The sequence below is a fragment of the Natrinema versiforme JCM 10478 genome, assembly GCF_000337195.1.
GTDB lineage: Archaea > Halobacteriota > Halobacteria > Halobacteriales > Natrialbaceae > Natrinema > Natrinema versiforme.
Genome location: NZ_AOID01000026.1, coordinates 180,802 through 198,833 on the forward strand (window position 1 = coordinate 180,802; position 18,032 = coordinate 198,833).

Sequence of the window (18,032 nt, forward strand, 5' to 3'; positions counted from 1 at the left end):
GACTTGTGTCGGTGACGGTGATAAACTCCCTGATTAGACTGCTGGATCCGTATTCACATGGCATGCTATTGACGATCACTGAGAATGGGTCCCCTTCTCGTTCGGATCCGGAATCGGAACCGGACCCCGGGCAACGGGTACAGTCCCGCGAGCGAGCCCTCGTTCGGCCTGTCGTTCGCGGCGCACTCTGTACCCAATAACTGTATACAGCCTGCATGATTACTGTGGACAAGTTATTTATGAGTGTTCCGCCTTCCCATACGTATGACGGCAGGACCGCCGATAGACGAACTCCACTTCGCGGACGCACCGACCGTCGACGACGTGCCCGGCCCGAACACGCGGGCCCTGCTCGAGAAACAGCGCGAGATCGACAGCAGCGCGGTCGCCTACCCCGACGACATCCCGATCGCCTTCGAGGAGGGCAAGGGCGCGACGGTCCGGGACGCCGACGGCAACACCTACATCGACCTCTTTGCGGGCATCGGCGTGCTCAATGTCGGCCACTCGAACCCCTACGTGCTCGAGGCGGTCCACGAGCAGGCCGACAAGTTCGTTCACACGGTCGACTTCCCGACCGAAGCGCGCCTCGAGTTGATCGAGAAACTCGACGAGATCGCCCCCGACGGCCTGCAGGGCCAGAACAAGGTCGTCTTCGGCGGCCCGACCGGCAGCGACGCCATCGAGGCGTCGATCAAACTCTCCAAGTACAACACGGGCGGCGACGGCCTGATCGCGTTCCGGGGCGGCTACCACGGCGCGACCTCCGGCGCGATGAGCGTCACGTCGAACAAGAAGTTCAAGGGGGAGTACACGCCGCTGCTCTCCGATGTCGTCCACGCGCCGTATCCGCACCCGTTCCGACAGGACAAGACCCCCGAGGAAGCGGTCGATCACGCGCTCGAGGAGGTCCAGGCCATCGTCGAAGATCCCTACGGTGGGCTGGCGAACCCGGCCGGCATCATCGTCGAACCAATTCAGGGCGAAGGCGGCATCGTCACGCCGCCGAAAGGGTTCCTGCAGGGACTGCGAGACATCGCCGACGACAACGACGTGACGCTCGTCTTCGACGAGATTCAGAGCGGCCTCGGCCGCACCGGCCAGTGGTGGGCCAGCGACTGGGACGGGGTCGCCCCCGACGCGATGACGAGCGCGAAGGCGCTGGGCGGCGTCGGCTTCCCGCTCTCGGCCACGATGTATCACGAGGACCTCGACACGTGGGGGCCGGGCGACCACGCCGGCACCTACCGCGGCCACGTCGTCGGCATGCGAGCCGGCACCCGCGCCATCGAGTACATTCAGGACCACGACCTACTCGCCCACGCCCGCGACCTCGGCGAGTACATCCAGGGGCGGCTCCGCGAAGCCGCCGACGGCAACGATCGTCTGGCCGATATCCGCGGCAAGGGTCTCTTCATCGGTGCGGAGTTCGTCGACGCCGACGGCAAGCCCGACGGCGACCTCGTCGACGCCGTCCAGCAGTACTGCTTCGAGCGCGGCGTCCTCGTCTGGACGGCCGGCCGCCACGGCAACGTGCTCCGGTTCCTGCCGCCGCTGGTGTTGACCCACGAACTGGCCGAGACGGCGCTCGACGTCGTCGTCGAAGCGATCGAAAGTGTGACCGCCGAAGCGAAACGAGCCGCCTGAGACTCGAGCCGAGAGTCCATGTCCGATATCGACTCGATTGCAACCGACGACGCACCGAGCACCGACAACCCCTACTCGCAGGGCGTCCGCGCCGGTGACACGCTGTACGTCTCCGGCTACGGCCCCGTCGATCCCGAAACGGGCGCGGTCGTCGAGGGCGACATCGAGGCCCAGACCGACCGGGTACTCGACAACATCGCCGCCGTCGTCGAGGAAGCCGGCGGCGACGGCCTCGAGGACGTGGTCAAAGTCACCGTTTACCTGACCGATCTCGAGGACTACGAACAGGTCAACGAGGCCTACGGCGCGCGGTTCGGCGCGGACCCGCCGGCTCGAGTCTGCGTGGAAGTCTCGCGGCTCCCCGAAGACGTCCGCGTGGAACTCGACGCGACGGCGTCTCTGGGCTATAGTAGCTCTTGAAAGTCAATGCACACCCAATCGCTGGACAGCGTTGCGATCGGTGTGTAAATCGTTTCAAGAGCTACTATAACCGAACCACCGCCGGCCGCAGCGAGTCCAACGATTGCGGTCTGGGGCACGGAAACTGTGACCAATCCGACTCGATCCGTGACGATCGCTATCGATACTGCGTAATCGGTGTACGATTATTGACTACGATTAAGTAGCTCCCGCGCGTAGAACCGGCAAGAATGTCCTCTGACGTGCGAAACAGACTGAGCGATCTCCGGCGTGCGTTCCACCGCCACCCCGAACCCGGCTGGCGCGAGTTCCGGACGACGGCCCGGGTGGTCGAGGAACTCGAGCGGATCGGCGTCGACGAGATCGCCGTCGGCCGCGAGGCCTTGGCGACCGACGAGCGCATGGCCGTTCCGCCCGAGTCGGAACTCGAGCCGTGGCTCGAGCGCGCCCGCGAGGCTGGAGTCAGATCGGATATCCTCGAGCGCACCGCCGACGGCCACACTGGGGTTATCGCGGTGCTCGAGCAGGGGGAGGGCCCCTGTCTCGGACTGCGCGTCGACCTCGACGCGATCTCGATGCGCGAGTCCGACGAGCGCGACCACCGGCCGGCCGCGGAGGGCTTTCGCTCCGAACACGACGGCTACATGCACGCCTGCGGCCACGACGCCCACGTCGCGATGGCCCTCGGCACGCTCGAGCGGATCAAGGAGAGCGACTTCGACGGGACGGTAACGGTCTTCTTCCAGCCCGCCGAGGAGATCTCCGGCGGCGGGAAGGCGATGGCCGAGAGCGGCTACCTCGACACCGTCGACTACCTCCTCGCGCTCCACATCGGGCTGGACCATCCCACGGGCGAGATCGTCGCCGGCATCGAGAAACCGCTGGCGATGGCCCACCTGACCGCGACGTTCGAGGGCGCGAGCGCCCACGCGGGCAAGGCCCCGAACGAGGGGGCAAACGCCATGCAGGCGGCGGCGACCGCGATCCAGAACGCCTACGGCATCCCCCGGCACAGCGACGGGATGACCCGCATCAACGTCGGCCGCATCGAGGGCGGCACCGCGAGCAACGTCATCGCCGAGGAGGTTTCCATCGAGGCAGAGGTCCGCGGCGAGACCACCTCGCTGATGGAATACACGCGCACGGAACTCGAGCGAGTGCTGTACGCCGCCGCCGAGATGCACGACTGCGACGTGACGCCGCGGGTGATCAGCGAATCGCCCCGGGTCGACAGCCATCCCGCCCTGCGGGACCTCGTGGGGAACGTCGCGTGGGAGGTCGAGGGGGTCGACCGCGTCGTTCCGAGCGAGGAGTTCGGCGTGAGCGAGGACGTGACCTACCTGATGGAGCGGGTCCAAGCGGACGGCGGCCTCGCCTCGTACGTCCTCATCGGCACCGATCATCCGACGAGTCACCACACCCCGACGTTCGATATCGACGAATCGAGTCTCGAGATCGGCGTGGGGCTGCTGACCGAGACGGCCGTCGAACTCTCCCGCCGTCGACCGTAGCGGAACGGTCCGGTTCGTCGAACTGTTCGTCTGTGATCACGTTCGACGGATGGGAAACGTTAATTCGCGAGCTATCCGTGTATCCGATATGAGTCAGGACGACGTGCCGGAGTCACTGCAACCGGCGGCGGACTCGGATCGACCCCGCGGAATTCTTACGCCCTCCGACCGTGACTTCCTGCTCGGCCGGAAGACGGACTACACCGACCACTCGAAAAAACAGAAGCGAAACCGGATCCGACGCCGGGTCCGGAACGCGATTCTCGATTTCAGCATTCTCTTCGAGTACATGGAGGAACGCGACCGGGAGACGGTCTTCGATCCCGACGACGAGGACCGCGACGCCTACACGCAGGGGATCACCGACATGCTCGCCTTCCTCCACCTCGGCACGATGGGGTATCACACCCCGTTCAAAGAGATGCTCTCGGAGGGCGTCGGCAAGGCCGAACAGCGACTCGCCGGCTCGAACTACCGCATGGTCAACGTCGAGTTCAACGTCGACCCGGTCGGCCAGATCGATGTCGACGAGGTCGTCGAAAAACTGGAAAACGAGGAGTTCGCCAAACTCACCGACGAGGAACTCCGCGCGTTCGTCCGATTGCTGACGATGTCCGACGACTTCTCGCCGGAAGACACCGGCGAGGAGATCAAAGACCGCGTCGACGAGTTCGCCGAACGGGTGACCGAGAGCGCCGAGGCCCGCGAGGCGACGTTCCAAGAACTGACGAATCGATAGCCCGGACACGCCAGCTATCGAATTTCGTTTTCGGTCCGCCGACGCCGGCTGCCGAGCGTGGCTCTCATCGTCCGTTGTCCGTACCGCTCGAGCCGCCGCTGCTCAGTTACCGTTTATCCTACTAGTTACTGAAAACGCTATCCGAACACAACTATTGACAGTGTGTTCGATACTACTCCGTTCTCCGAAACAAATGAACACAACGGATGGAAATACGGCTGTCTTCTGCATATCCGTCTGATACACGGAAACTGTGGATATTTTCGCGAGGTGAGAAACACTTATTGTATACGCCGTCAATGGTAGCGGTATGCCATCACGCAGCATGGCGAACGGTAGGTGGAGCCACGCACAACCAGCCCGCTGTCGTGCGCTTTCCGGAGGTGAGACGGGATGAGCGACGCCGAGAAGGGAATGGTCGACGAGTTCCTCGAGGAACTCGATCTGGTCGTCTTCGCGTTCGGTGCGTTGCTGACCGTCGGCGTGATCGCGGCGTTCTTCATCAACGAGACGCTCGTCACTGAGACAATCGGGACCGTCTACGACTGGGTTGTCACGTACCTGAACTGGGCGCTGCTGGTGATCGTCTTCCTGATCGTCCTCTTCCTGTTGTTCCTGATCGTCGGGCCGTGGGGGAAGATCAAGATGGGGGACTCGGATCCGGAGTACAGTTTCCTGTCGTACTTCGCGATGTTGTACTCGGCCGGCTTCGCGGCGGGCGTCGTCTTCTGGGGTCCGACCGAGGCGCTGTTCTACTACGATTCCCCGTCGCCGCTGTTCGGCGTCGAGGGCGGAACGGCCGAGGCGATCCCGATCGCGATCCAGCAGACCTTGTTCCACTGGGCGCTGCCGCAACTGGCCGTGTTCACGATCATGGGGCTCGCGATCAGCTACTTCGCGTACAACTACGACGACGTCCCGCTGCGGGTCTCCTCGGCCCTGACGCCGATTCTCGGCAAGGAGAACCTCGACGGTCCGGCCGCGAAGGTCGTCGACATCCTCGCCGTCTTCGCGACGATCGGCGGCGTGGCCACGTCGCTCGGCTTCATCGGGAGCCAGTTCATCGCCGGTCTCAACTACCAGTGGGATATCGCTCTGGGGAACGTCGGCATCCTCATCGTCGTGACCACGATGACGCTCCTGTTTACGATCTCGATGGTGCTTGGCGTCGACAGGGGGATCCGCCGGCTGTCGAACTTCAACATGATCCTGTTCGTCGTGCTCATGCTCGCGACGTTCATTCTGGGACCGACGCTGTTCTTGCTCCTGCTGGGTTCGCAGGCGATGGGCGGCATGATCGCCGACTTCACGTCCATGAGCCTCTACACCGGAGCCGGCTCCGACGGCGGCACGGGATGGATGAACTCCTGGACCGTCTTCTACTGGGCGTGGGCGCTCTCGTGGTCCCCGTTCGCCGGCCTGTTCATCGCCCGGATCTCCAAGGGCCGGACCGTTCGCGAAGTCGCCTTCACCGGGATTGGCGCGACTTCGGCCGCGACCATCCCGTGGTTCACGTTCGTCGGCGGCACCGCGCTGCGATACCACCACAACGGAACGGCCGACTTCAGCAGCGTGATCGCCAACAGCACGCCGGAGGTCTCGGGCTTCATCCTCTTCGAAGCCTTCCCCTTCGGAACCGTGTTCATGGTCGCCTTTATGATCCTCGTGACGACGTTCTTCATCACGTCGGCGGACTCGTCGACGCTCGCCGTCTCCATGATGACGACCGGCGGGAAGGCGAGTCCCTCGACCATTAATCGGGTCTTCTGGGGCGTCGTCCTCGGGATGACCGCGGCGATCCTCATGATCATCGGCGGCGAAGGCGGCACGAGCGCGCTCCAGAACGCTGTCATCATCACCGGCGCACCCTTCGCCTTCGTCTGTTTCGCGGCGATGCTCTCGCTGATCACGGACTTCAGCTCGAGCTACGGCCGGGTGCTACTACAGGACGAAACCGTCCTCGTCGGCTCGAGTGCGAAAACCGAACCCGAACCGGAATCGCCCGGTCCCGGCGGCCCCGTCGAATCGGACGACGACTGAGACGGGTTCTTGTACCGATTTCCCAGCCAAGCCACCACCCCGGCCGACGAGCCGCGTCGGCCGTCATGCTGTCTGCGTTCTGCGAACGACCGATCGTCCCCCTCGCCAATCTATAACAAGTTTTAATGTACGAGGTACACATAAACTGTGTATGGATAGGGACACGGCGGAGCCCGACGCGGACGCGCTTCCGGGGCCGAACGCCCAGCAGTGGGTCGACTTCCACCAAGAGTACTCCGCGCCCAGCGAGTACTCCCACGAGTTCGTCTGGGACGTGACCCGCGAGGCCGACGGCCCCTTCGTCACCGACGTCGACGGGAACGTTCTCCTCGATTTCACCTGTCACATCGGCGCGGCACCGCTCGGCTACAACAACGCGAAGGTCCTCGACAAGGTCCGCGAGTTCGACCTCGTCGAACCGATGAAGATTGCGGGCCAAGACATGTACTTCGGTGCCGGCCCCACCCCCGAGGAGTCCGACGTGCCCGGCTCGAGTCACCTGATGAAGAAACTGACCGAGGTCTCGAGTCAGTACGGGATGGACACCGTCTTCCTCTCGAACTCCGGCGCGGAGGCCATGGAGAACGCGATGAAGATCACCCACGACTACCGCGCACCGTCGAAGTACGGCGTCGCCTTCGGCGGCAGCTTCCACGGCCGCACCCTCGGAACCCTCTCCCTGACGAAATCCAAGGAGGTCTACACGCGCCACTACCCCGAGATTAGCGGGATCGAGACGGTCCCGTTCTGCGCCGACCGGGGCTGTGACGCCGGTAGTTGCGACTGCGGCTTCTTTGCGGGCGGCGGCTCGCAGCTCCGGAACATGCTCTCGCCGGAGGGCGGCCACGTCAACCCCGACGAGATCGCCTTCCTCACGCTCGAGCCGATTCAGGGCGTCGGCGGCTACCGGTTCCCTAGCGAGACGTTCATGGGGGAGGTCGCGGCCGTCACCGACGAGTACGACATCCCGCTGGTCGTCGACGAGATCCAGTCCGGGGTCGGCCGCACCGGCGAGGTCTGGGCGTCCGATCACTACCCGATCGAACCCGATGTCATCGCCAGCGCGAAGGCCCTGCGGGTCGGCGCGACCATCTCCCGCTCCGAAGTCTTCCCCAGCGAGAAGAACCGGCTGGGGTCAACCTTCGGCGGCGGCGATCTGCTCGGTTCGATGATGGGTGCGTTCACGCTCGAGGCGATTCAGGAACACGACCTGCTCGACAACGCGACCCGCCGCGGCGAGCAGGCAAAGGAACTCCTGCGCGACGACGCGCCCGACCACGTCGAGGATATCCGCGGGAAGGGACTGATGCTCGCCGTCGAATTCGACACCCCCGAACGGCGGAGCGCCGTCGTCGAGGCGGCTCTCGAGCGCGGCCTGCTCACCCTCGGCTGCGGGAAGCAGACCATCCGGCTGCTCCCGCCGCTCGACTCGACCGAACGCGAGATCGAACTCGGGATCGGAATCTTCCTCGAGGCGATCGAGGCCGTCGGCCCGAGCGCGAAAGTCGCCTGACGACCGGCGTCGAACGATCGGCTTTCGGCTCCGCCCTCGCGGGGCTGACGGCTGGTACCGGGCCAGCCGAAAAGCGAAGGCCGACCCGTCTCAGATCGCGAGCGACACGACTCCTGCGAGCAGGATGAGTACCGCGCCGACTATCGAGAGCCAGAAGCTCACGGGACCGATATCGATGCGGTCGGTGTCCCCGTTGAGAACGTGATAGCCGTTCCCGAGAAGGATCCCGATACCGCCGACGATCATCAACGCCGAACTTATCGAGAGCACGAATCCGTCGGAATCACCGGAGACGATGTTCGAAACCGCGATCAGGGCCAGGCCGCAACCGACGATCATCTGTGAGACGTAATAGATGCGTGTCCGATTCACACCCGAAATTGTCTGTGTGATGTAAAAAACGCTTCGCTGACATCCATTTGATCGCCGGCCGGTTCCGTTCGCCTGACGACCGGAATACGGCCGTCAGTTACTCGAGCGACCGTTCCACGACCGCAATCCCCTCGAGCGCATCCAGTGCCTCGAGCACGCCCGCGAGGTGCTCGGGGCCGCTTCCCTCGAGCCCGATCGTCACGGGGACTCGGTTCGGGTGATCGACCGCGGCCCGACGAGCGCGCTCGAGCACGTCGAGTTCAGCCCCTTCGGCTTCGACGGTTTCGACCACGTCGCCGACCGTCGTCGGCCAGCCCTCGACGGCGAGTCTGGCGTCGGCGTAGCGCTCGAGTTCGTGGAGGCCGGTTCGGGCGAGTTCGGCGTGGTCGGTGAGGTTGACGTTGCCGCCGGAGATCACGACGCCGACGTGGTCGCCCGCGAGGTCGATCTCGTCCGACAGCGCCGCGGCCAGCGGCGCGGCCCCAGCCCCCTCGGCAACCGTCTTCGCGCGTTCTGCGAGCAGGGTCACCGCGGCGGCGATCTCGCGATCGCTCACGCTCACCACGTCGTCGACAACCTCGCGGGCGATTTCGAAGGTCGTCTCGAGCATCCGGGTGTCCGCGATCCCCTCCGCGACGGTGTCGACGTCGGCGAACTCCCTGATCTCGCCGGCCTCGAGCGAGGGTTTCGCGTGGGCCGCGCCCTCGGGCTGGACGCCGACCACGCGAACGTCGCGCTCGGCGGCTTTGCACACCGTGCCGATCCCCGAGATGAGCCCGCCGCCGCCGATCGCCACGAGGACGGTCTCGATCTCGGGGTACTGCTCGAGCAGTTCGAGCCCGATCGTGCCCTGTCCCGCCACGATGGCCTCGTCGTCGAAGGGGTGGACGAACGTCTCGCCGGTTTCGGCGGCCCGCTCGAGGGCGTACTCGTAGGAGCGCTCGTAGATGTCGCCCTCGACGACCACCTCGGCCCCGTAGCCCCGGGTGGCCTCGATCTTCGCGGCCGGGGTTACCTCCGGCACCACGATCGTCGTCTCGATGTCGAGCAGGTCGCCGGCCAGCGCCACGCCTTGGGCGTGGTTGCCCGCACTCGAGGAGATGACCCCCGCCTCGCGTTCGGCGTCGGAAAGCTGTGCCATCTCGTTGTACGCGCCGCGGATCTTGAACGAGCCCGTCCGCTGGACGTTCTCGAGTTTGAGTCCGACCGAAGCCGCGCCGCTCATGTCGGCGAACGTCCGCGAGGTGTCGAGCGGCGTGCGGTGGACGACGTCCGCGATGCGCTCTCGTGCCGCCTCGATGTCAGCGAGCGTGACGCGAGCCTCGCTCATTCCCCGCCCTCCGCAACCTCTGCCGTGTCCCCATCGGAGTCCGCGACGTGGGGTACTGGGTGGCGCGCCTCGAGTTCCCGGATCGTCTCGACCAGTACGTCGACGCCGTGCTCGAGACTGCGCTCGTCCACGTCGAAGGTGGGCGTGTGGTGGCTCGTCGGGTGGTCGGTGCCGACGATCAGGTAGGTCGCCAGCCCGCCCTCGTTCTGGACTCGCTCCATCAGGAACGTCGCGTCCTCGCTCGCGCCGAAGTCGGCGGCCGGCAGCACGCGGTCGATCCCGTCGACCTCGCCCGCGACCTCGCCCACCAGCGCCTGCAGTTCGGGGTCGCTGTCGGCTCGGGGCGACTCGCTGACCACGTCGACGTCGGCCCGACAGCCGTGCATCTTCGCCGCCGATCGCATCGTGCGCTCGAGGCGGCGCTTCACGTACTCCATCAGCTCGGTGGTCTCGCCGCGGGCCTCGGCCTCCATGTGGGCACGCTCGGCGATGACGTTGCTCGCGGTGCCGGCCTCGGCTTTCCCGACGTTGACGCGGGTCATCCCGTCGCTGTGCCGGGGGATGCCGTAGGCGTTGACGATCCCGGCACCCATCGCGTGCATGGCGTTTGCCCCCTCGTTCGGGGCCTTGCCCGCGTGCGCAGAGGTTCCCTCGATGGTCACGTCGACGTGACACATGGCGAGCGGCTTCTCGATCCCGGCTACGACCTCGCCGGTCGGGTGATCGAGACCGACGTGGATCGCGAGCAGGTAGTCCAGTCCGTCCGCGAACTCGCTTTTCGCCATCGGACACCCGCCGCCGCCGGTCTCCTCGGCGGGTTGGAAGAAGACCACGAACCGACCCGCGAAGTCGCTCTCGGCGATGGCCTCGAGGACGGCCAGCCCCCACGTCATGTGGGCGTCGTGGCCGCAGGCGTGCATCGTGCCGTCGATCTCGGAGCGAAATCCCTCGGCGGCGGGGTCGTGGTCCGCGTCGGTCGATTCCTCGATGAACAGCCCGTCGATGTCCACGCGCAGCCCGATCGACGGCCCCTCGCCGCGCTCGAGGACCGCGACGGCACCCGTATTGCCGCCGGTCATCCGCTCGAGTACCTCCTCGTCCGCGCCGCGCTCGCGGGCCCGCTCGAGCCACGGCTCGAGGTCCGCGTCGGGGACGGCCATCCGATCCGCGGGGTCGTAGGCGTCCGGACCGACGGCGAGTTCGTCGACGCCGATGGCCCGGATCTCCTCGACGAGCTGGGCCGTCGTGAGGAACTCGCGCCACGCCGGCTCGGGGTGGCGGTGAAAGCTGCGACGAACCGTCACGAGTCGGTCCTGAATCGGCTCGGTCATGCGAGTCACTGTCGCGCCCCAGGGCCTTAATTATACACAATCTATGTTTACGACGGATACACAAAAGGATAAGTTAGCGGCTGACAATCGTCCGGTAACGCATCACCGACATGAGCACGAATCCAGACGTCGTCGTTCTGAGAGAGGGGACGGAGGGGTTATCGATGGAATCGTACGCCGAACGGCTCCGCGAGCGACTGCCCGACCACACCGTCGCGCTCGCGCGGACGCCGAAGGAAGAACGCGAACTGGTCCCGCAGGCGCGGGTCGTGACCGGGATCTCGATCGACGAGAGCCTCCTCGAGCGGGCCGATCGGCTCGAGCTGTTCGCGTGTACCTTCGCCGGCACCGACCACGTGCCGATGGACGCCCTCGCGGACCACGGGGTCGCAGTGACGAACGCGGGCGGCATCCACGCGCCCGGCATCGCCGAGCAGACGATCGCCAACATGCTCGTCTTCGCGCGCCGGCTCCACGAGGGCTGGCGGCGCAAGGAAAACGGCGAGTGGCGACACTTCCAGTCGTTCGAGTTCACCGACAGCACCGTCACGGTCGTCGGCCTCGGCTCGATCGGACAGGCGGTCATCCAGCGACTCGAGGGGTTCGAGGTCGAGACGATCGGGATCCGGTACACCCCTGAGAAGGGCGGCCCGACCGACGAGGTGCTCGGCTTCGGCGAGGACGATGTCCACGAGGCCTTCTCCCGGAGCGACTACGTCGTGCTCGCGTGCCCGCTCAACGATCTGACTCGCGGGCTGGTCGGCGAGGAGGAACTGGCGACGCTCCCGCCGAACGCGGTCGTCGTCAACGCGGCCCGCGGCGGGATTATCGACACCGACGCGCTCGTCTCGGCGCTGCAGTTCGAGGGCATCCGCGGGGCCGCCCTCGACGTTACCGATCCCGAACCCCTGCCCGCCGACCATCCCCTGTGGGACCTCGAGAACTGTCTGCTAACGCCCCACACCGGCGGTCACACGCCGAAACACTGGGACCGACTGGCCGACATCGTCGCGGGCAACGTCGACGCCCTCGAGACCGGCGGCGACCTCGAGAACGCCGTCTATCGGCCCGACTCGACTCGAGAGTGAGGCGGCAGGCGGGCCGTAATGTGTCCCACGCGGGGCTCTCGAGCGGCCCTGTTTTCCTCCTGTGACGGGACTGTCACCCAGTCTCTTCCGATCGGTCGTCAGACGTGTCGAAGGGCACGGTCGGGCTCGTTCCGTCCGGGCGTTTGGTATCGCCGAACCCGCCGCTTAGCATCCGTGCGAGCGCTTCCTCGACGGAATCATCGGTTTCGGTGACGCGGCTCGCCTCGGCCTCGACGACGAAGCCGGAGGTGACGTTCGGTGCCGTCGGAATGAAGAGCACGACCCGGCCGTCGGTGGTCGTCTGGCCGGTCTTGAACGCCGTCATCTCGACGCCGTCCCAGCTTTCGACCCTGACCGGTTCCTGCAGCGCCTGCTCCTCGCCGAGCGTGGTTTCGGCGGCGACCTTCGACGCGTTGTAGACGACGCGCAGCCCCGGGACGCGGTTCGCGAACCCGTCGACGCTCCGCGCGAAGAGATCCCCGATCGTCGTTCGGGTCAAGACGCCAATCGCGACGGTCACGAGGAAAAAGAAGCTCAGAGAGGCGATCAGCCGGAGGACGCTGACGACGCGAATGCGGGTCGGTTCGTGGGCGATCAGGCCGCTCAACGCCGTTTCGTCGAGCACGAGCGTCGGCGTGACGCCGGTCACGATCGCGTAGGCCCGGTAGACGACGTACAGCGTAACGAGTATCGGCCCGATGAGGATGAGCCCGCTCGCGAACACCCGCTTCCACGACGCCATACTCGAAGCATGCGACCGGTGGGACATGAGCCCTTCCCTTCTCCCGGTCGCGATCGACGTCGATCGCCCACGTCGACTCGAGTCGAATCCCCAGCGACGATCAGCCGTGTCGACGCCGTCCGAATCGCCGGCGGTCGGGTTCGATCAGGGCCAGAGCCCGCGCGTCTCCTTGGCCTCCGCGATCCGGGACAGCGCCACCACGTAGGCGGCGTCGCGCCACGTCAGCCCCTCGGCGTCGACCTGCGCTTGAACGGCGTCCCACGCTTCGAGCATGTGCTCCTCGAGTTCCTCGTTGACCCGCTCGAGGGACCACTGACGGCGGTTGATGTCCTGCAGCCACTCGAAGTAGGAGACGGTGACCCCGCCCGCGTTCGCGAGGATGTCCGGAATCACCTGCACGTCCCGCTCCTCGAGGATGGTGTCGGCGGCGAAGGTGGTCGGGCCGTTCGCGCCTTCGACGACGATATCGGCCGCGATCGCGTCGGCGTTGTCCGCCGTGATGACGTTGCCGACCGCGGCCGGAATGAGCACGTCGATGTCTAACTCGAGGAGGTCCTCGTTCGAGAGCTGTTCGACGCTGTCCGCGTCGGCGATCTCGGACGCAAAGCGGGTGACCGCTTCGGGCTCCTCGTCGTGGGCGGGAATCTCCTCGACATCGATTCCCTCGGAGTCGTAGATCGCGCCGTTAACGTCCGAGACAGCAACGACGGTTGCGCCCCACTCCTCGAGCAGGCGAGCGGCGTTCGCGCCGACGCTGCCGAACCCTTGGACGGCGACGGTCGTCTCGGAGAGTTCGCGGTCGTAGTACTTGACGGCCTCCCGCGTGACGATGGCGGTCGACCGGCCGGGAGCTTCCTCGCGGCCGTAGGAGCCGCCGATGACCGGCGGTTTCCCGGTGACGACGCCGGGAATCGTCTCGCCCTGTTGCATCGAGTAGGCGTCCATGAACCACGCCATCGTCTGGGCGTCGGTCCCCATGTCCGGTGCGGGAACGTCTTTTTTCGGCCCGACCGCGTCGCGCAGTTCCTCGGCGAACCGGCGGGTGAGCCGCTCGGTCTCGTCGTCGGTCAGCGACTTGGGATCGACGGCGATGCCGCCTTTCCCGCCGCCGAAGGGCAAATCCATCACGGCGCACTTCCAGGTCATCCACATCGAGAGCCCGGTACATTCCTCGGCGCTGACCTCGGGGTGGTAGCGCAGGCCGCCCTTGTAGGGGCCGCGCACGTCGTCGTGTTGGGCCCGATAGCCGGTGAAGACCTCGACCGCACCGTCGTCGCGCTCGAGGGGGACCGACACCTGCTGGACCCGCGTCGGGTGTTTCAGGCGCTCGACGACGCCGGGGTCGACGTCGACGTGGGTCGCGGCTCGTTCCAACTGGCGGCGGGCGGTGACCAGCGCGGAGTCGGGCTCGTCCGCCGGTTCGCTCTCCGTTGTGGATGGTGGTGTGGTCATCGTGTGATAGTCGGGTTCCAGACGCTAGTATCTGAGCCATACCATGGTCGGGGTAGGCCGCGTTACGTCGTGAACAGCTCCCGCGGGAAGTCGGCCAGCGTCTCCGCGCCGCTACCGGTGACGTGGAACGTCTCGCTGATCTCCATGCCGATCTCGTCCGTCCAGATGCCCGGAATCATGTGGAACGTCATGTCCTCCTCGAGGACCGTCTGGTCGCCGGGCCGGATGCTCGCGGTGTGCTCGCCCCAGTCCGGCGGGTAGCCCAGTCCCATCGAGTAGCCGATTCGGTCCTCCTTCTCGAGGCCGTACTGGGCGATGGTCTCGCGCCACGCTTCCTCGACCGACTCGCAGGTAACGCCGGGTTCGGCGGCGTCGAGCGCCGCCTCGAGCCCCTCGACGACGATATCGGCGGTCTCCTGGAGTTCCGCGGGCGGGTCGCCGACGAACGTCGTGCGAGCGAGCGGGGAGTGATACCGATGGCGACAGCCCGAGAGTTCGATGATGACCGGATCGCCGTCCTCGAACTCGCGGTCGGTCCACGTGAGATGCGGCGTGCCGGTGTGGTCGCCCGAGGGCATCAGCGGAACGATCGAGGGGTAGTCGCCGCCGTACTCCTCGGTGCCCGTGATCAGTTGCTCGTAGATCGCGGCCGCGGCCTCGTACTCCGGAACGCCTTCCTCGATGACGTCGAGGCCCGCCCGCATCGCGTTCTCCGAGATCCGAGCGGCCTCGCGCATGTACTCGAGTTCCTGCTCGGACTTCTTGATCCGGACCCAGCCGACCAGCAGCGTCGCGTCCTCGAACTCGGCCTCGGGAAGGTTCTCCTGCAGGCGCGTGTAGGACTTCGCGGTGAAGTAGGCGGCGTCCATCTCGAGGCCGATCCGGCCGTCTTCGACCTCGAGTTCCTCGAGGACGCCCGCGACGTAGTCCATCGGGTGGAGGTCGTGGGGCGAGTGGACGTGGTCGTCGCTGTAGGCGCGAATGCTGTCGTCGCCGAGGTGGGTCGTCGCCCGCGCGCCGCCGCCGTCCATGTCGCGGCCGATCCAGACGGGTTCGTCCCGGTCTGGCGTGACGACCACGGCCTGATGGACGTAGAACGACCAGCCGTCGTACCCTGTGAGGTAGTTCATGTTCGCCGGATCGGCGACGACGATCGCGTCGAGGTCCTCCTCGCGCAACCGCTCTTTCGTCCGAGCGACCCGCCGCTCGTACTCGGCCTCGTCGAAGATATGCTCTCGTGGCATGGTAACAGGGTGTCTACGACGAGCATCGACCAGGAGTGCTAAAAACTTTTCGTGTATATTGGATACAGATACTGTGTATGATGGTACCATCAGCCTCGAGAACGGCCGGCAGCGTCCCTCTGCCCGGTCAGTGGCGATCCGACTCGAGTACCGCGAAACTGCTCGACCGAACCACCGCCGGTTAAGACACGCGGGTTCGTCCCGGCGAATATGGCAGTACTCGAGACTATCGTGATCGCGTTCTGGGCGATGTTGCCTGCCTACGTCCCGAACAACGCCGCGGTGCTGGCCGGCGGCGGCCGGCCGATCGACGGCGGGCGGACGTGGGGCGCGAAGCGCGTTCTCGGCGACGGTAAGACGTGGCGCGGCACGGCGATGGGTATCACGGCGGGCCTTGCACTCGCGGCCGTGTTGACGGTCCTCGCCGACGGCGTCGGCAGCGCGCTCGGATTCGCCGTTCCGGAGTTCACCCCGCTCGCCGCGCTCGGACTCGCCGGCGGCGCAATGCTCGGCGACATCCTCGCGTCCTTCCTCAAGCGACGCACCGGCCGCCAGCGCGGCGCGATGTTCCCCGGCCTCGATCAGTTGGACTTCGTCGTCGTCTCGCTCCCGCTGGTCGCCCTGCTCGACTTCGAGTGGTTCCGCGAGTGGTTCACGCTCGAGGTCATCCTCGTCGTCGTGGTTCTCACGCCGATCCTCCACGTGACGACGAACATGATCGCATACAAGCTCGGACTGAAAAACGAGCCGTGGTAGCCCGCCGCTCGAGCCGACCGCTCCCGTTCTGAACCTTCGCGGGGACCGGCGCGTGGTGATATCGTCTTGTCTCGTCGCTACTCGAGCGCCGCGTGCAGATCCGAAACGGCGGCGTCGTGGGCTTCGTGGGCCCGATCCAGATTCACGGGATCGGAAATCATGCTGAAGAAGCCGTGGATCATGTCATCGTAGTTGTGGTACTCGACGGGAACGCCCGCGTCCGCAAGCCGGTCGGCGTAGTCCGCGCCGACGTCGCGCAGCGGGTCGAAGCCGGCGGTGATGACCGTCGCAGGCGGCAGCCCCGAGAGGTCGTCCGCGAGCAGGGGGAAGGCGTAGACGTTGCCCATGTCGATCTCGCTCTCGAAGTAGTGGCTGCGGAACCACGCCATGTCGTCCGCCGTGAGGAAGTACCCCTCCTTGTTCCGTTCGTAGGCCTCGGTCACGGTCGCATCGCCGGCGCTAGGGTAGATCAGCAACTGATACGCGATGTCCGGACCGCCCCGATCCCGAACGAGCAGCGACAGCCCCGCCGCGAGACTGCCGCCCGCGCTGTCGCCGGCCACGACGATCTCGTCCGGAGACGCGCGTCGCTCGTCGGCGCTCTCCGCGACCCACTCGAGGGCGGCATAACAGTCCTCGAGTCCCTCCGGGAAGGGGTGCTCCGGCGCGAGCCCGTAGTCGACGCTGACGACGGGATAACCCGACTCGGCCGCCAACTTCCGACAGACGCCGTCGTGGGTGTCGACGCTCCCGATGACCCAACCGCCGCCGTGGACGTACAAGATCACGGGCCGGTCCGCGCCCTCGGTGCCGGGGTCGTAGCGCCGGATCGCGAGGTCGCCGTGTGGCCCGTCGATGGTGTGGTCCTCGACGCTCGCGAGTTCGATGTCGGGATCGTCGGTCGCGCGCATCTCCTCGAGATTCCGCCGCGCCTCTTCGGGCGTGCTTTCGCTGAACGCCGGCGCGTCGAGCGAGTCGTAGAGCTCGAGAAACGCCTGTACGTCGGGGTGGGGCTCCGCCGCGCGCTTCGATGTCATTGTGACACAGACTCGTCGTCCGGACAAAAAAGGTACCCGTACCGGCACGCTTCCGGCGCGCCGCAGTCGGGCGATCCCCTCCGAGTCGCTGTCAGGTGCAGGCGGATCCGCTCCCGCGGATATGATTTGAGCGCGCCGTTTTCGTCGGTCCCGTTCCACACCGCTTATTTCGGTTCGGTGCGCTCTCTCGAGCAATGACGAATCAGGCACTCATCGACGCCCTCCGCGACGCCGACGCCGTCCAGTTCGGCGAGTTCGAACTCTCCCACGGCGGCACCAGCGAGTACTACGTCGACAAGTACCTCTTCGAGACCGATCCGGACTGCCTCGAGGCCATCTCGGCGGCCTTCGCCGACCGCCTCGCAGGCGACGACAAACTCGGCGGCGTCGCGCTGGGTGGGGTGCCACTGGCCGCCGCGACGAGCGTCGCGGCCGGCGTCCCCTACGTCATCGCGCGCAAACAGCGCAAGGAGTACGGCACCGGCAACCTGATCGAGGGCCGACTCGAGGACGGCGAGGAGGTCGTCGTCGTCGAGGACATCGTGACGACGGGGACGAGTCTGGTCGAGGCCGTCGAGGCCCTCCGGGAGGCGGGCGCGACCGTCGAGCGCGCGCTGGTCGTCGTCGACCGCGAGGAGGGCGGCCGCGAGAACGTCGAGGACGTGGGTATCGAGATGGAGTCGCTGGTGACCGCGAGCGACCTGCTCAAGAACAAGTGAGACACTGTCACTCGCTTCCTCAAAACAGCAGTGAGCCGTGAAAATGTCGCTGGTTTAAGGAGAGCGGCGACGTATCTCGGTGGAGAGGGGT

At 66.1% G+C, this 18,032-nt stretch carries 16 protein-coding genes; 9 read left to right on the top strand and 7 right to left on the bottom strand.

Features of this window, described 5'->3' with window-relative positions; genetic code table 11:
* Positions 1 to 264: 264 nt before the first annotated feature.
* The 6 genes from C489_RS08620 to C489_RS08645 all read left to right on the top strand — a co-directional run bounded on the left by C489_RS08620 (position 265) and on the right by C489_RS08645 (position 7,870).
* The gene (locus C489_RS08620) at positions 265 to 1,647 is read left to right on the top strand and encodes an aspartate aminotransferase family protein (RefSeq protein WP_006430827.1); all 1,383 of its coding nucleotides are present in this window, start codon (positions 265 to 267) and stop codon (positions 1,645 to 1,647) included.
* A gap of 18 nt (positions 1,648 to 1,665) precedes the next feature.
* Positions 1,666 to 2,067: a Rid family detoxifying hydrolase gene (locus tag C489_RS08625; protein WP_006430828.1), complete on the top strand. Its 402-nt coding sequence runs from the start codon at positions 1,666 to 1,668 to the stop codon at positions 2,065 to 2,067.
* Between the two features lie 230 nt (positions 2,068 to 2,297).
* Positions 2,298 to 3,578, top strand: a complete 1,281-nt coding sequence (locus C489_RS08630; RefSeq protein ID WP_006430829.1) for an amidohydrolase — start codon at positions 2,298 to 2,300, stop codon at positions 3,576 to 3,578.
* A gap of 88 nt (positions 3,579 to 3,666) precedes the next feature.
* Entirely contained in the window at positions 3,667 to 4,317 is a 651-nt protein-coding gene (locus tag C489_RS08635; protein ID WP_006430830.1) for a hypothetical protein, read from the top strand.
* A 393-nt stretch (positions 4,318 to 4,710) separates the two neighbouring features.
* Complete coding sequence (locus C489_RS08640; RefSeq protein WP_006430831.1) at positions 4,711 to 6,357, top strand: BCCT family transporter; 1,647 nt, start codon at positions 4,711 to 4,713, stop codon at positions 6,355 to 6,357.
* Between the two features lie 151 nt (positions 6,358 to 6,508).
* Positions 6,509 to 7,870 (top strand): aminotransferase class III-fold pyridoxal phosphate-dependent enzyme, encoded by a 1,362-nt coding sequence (locus C489_RS08645; protein ID WP_006430832.1) that lies wholly within the window; start codon positions 6,509 to 6,511, stop codon positions 7,868 to 7,870.
* Between the two features lie 90 nt (positions 7,871 to 7,960).
* On the opposite strand, the gene C489_RS08650 is transcribed toward C489_RS08645, so the two are convergent.
* The 3 genes from C489_RS08650 to C489_RS08660 all read right to left on the bottom strand — a co-directional run bounded on the left by C489_RS08650 (position 7,961) and on the right by C489_RS08660 (position 10,903).
* A complete protein-coding gene (locus tag C489_RS08650) occupies positions 7,961 to 8,242 on the bottom strand; it encodes a hypothetical protein (RefSeq protein WP_152423130.1) in 282 nt (93 codons plus the stop codon).
* 97 nt (positions 8,243 to 8,339) lie between these two features.
* Positions 8,340 to 9,572 (bottom strand): threonine ammonia-lyase, encoded by a 1,233-nt coding sequence (ilvA, locus tag C489_RS08655; protein ID WP_006430834.1) that lies wholly within the window; start codon positions 9,570 to 9,572, stop codon positions 8,340 to 8,342.
* Positions 9,569 to 10,903, bottom strand: a complete 1,335-nt coding sequence (locus C489_RS08660) for an amidohydrolase (protein ID WP_006430835.1) — start codon at positions 10,901 to 10,903, stop codon at positions 9,569 to 9,571. The genes ilvA and C489_RS08660 overlap by 4 nt, the downstream gene beginning before the upstream one ends.
* Before the next feature lie 110 nt (positions 10,904 to 11,013).
* On the opposite strand from C489_RS08660, the gene C489_RS08665 reads away from it, so the two are divergent.
* Positions 11,014 to 11,991, top strand: a complete 978-nt coding sequence (locus tag C489_RS08665) for an NAD(P)-dependent oxidoreductase (protein WP_006430836.1) — start codon at positions 11,014 to 11,016, stop codon at positions 11,989 to 11,991.
* A gap of 73 nt (positions 11,992 to 12,064) precedes the next feature.
* Here C489_RS08665 and C489_RS08670 read toward each other — a convergent pair whose 3' ends face one another.
* The 3 genes from C489_RS08670 to C489_RS08680 form a co-directional block, all read right to left on the bottom strand.
* Positions 12,065 to 12,733 (bottom strand): DUF502 domain-containing protein, encoded by a 669-nt coding sequence (locus C489_RS08670; protein ID WP_006430837.1) that lies wholly within the window; start codon positions 12,731 to 12,733, stop codon positions 12,065 to 12,067.
* Between the two features lie 144 nt (positions 12,734 to 12,877).
* On the bottom strand, positions 12,878 to 14,185 hold the full coding sequence (gene gdhB / locus C489_RS08675; RefSeq protein WP_006430838.1) for a glutamate dehydrogenase GdhB: 1,308 nt from the start codon (positions 14,183 to 14,185) through the stop codon (positions 12,878 to 12,880).
* Positions 14,186 to 14,247: 62 nt separating this feature from the next.
* Complete coding sequence (locus tag C489_RS08680) at positions 14,248 to 15,429, bottom strand: M24 family metallopeptidase (protein ID WP_006430839.1); 1,182 nt, start codon at positions 15,427 to 15,429, stop codon at positions 14,248 to 14,250.
* Positions 15,430 to 15,639: 210 nt separating this feature from the next.
* Here C489_RS08680 and C489_RS08685 point away from each other — a divergent pair, with 210 nt between their 5' ends.
* A complete protein-coding gene (locus C489_RS08685; RefSeq protein ID WP_006430840.1) occupies positions 15,640 to 16,185 on the top strand; it encodes a CDP-2,3-bis-(O-geranylgeranyl)-sn-glycerol synthase in 546 nt (181 codons plus the stop codon).
* Positions 16,186 to 16,262: 77 nt separating this feature from the next.
* Here C489_RS08685 and C489_RS08690 read toward each other — a convergent pair whose 3' ends face one another.
* Positions 16,263 to 17,222: an alpha/beta hydrolase gene (locus tag C489_RS08690; RefSeq protein WP_006430841.1), complete on the bottom strand. Its 960-nt coding sequence runs from the start codon at positions 17,220 to 17,222 to the stop codon at positions 16,263 to 16,265.
* Positions 17,223 to 17,416: 194 nt separating this feature from the next.
* Between C489_RS08690 and pyrE the strand changes: the two genes are divergently transcribed.
* Positions 17,417 to 17,941 carry an orotate phosphoribosyltransferase gene (gene pyrE / locus C489_RS08695; protein WP_006430842.1) on the top strand — a complete coding sequence of 175 codons (525 nt, stop codon included), beginning with the start codon at positions 17,417 to 17,419 and terminating at the stop codon, positions 17,939 to 17,941.
* The last annotated feature ends 91 nt before the right edge of the window (positions 17,942 to 18,032 follow it).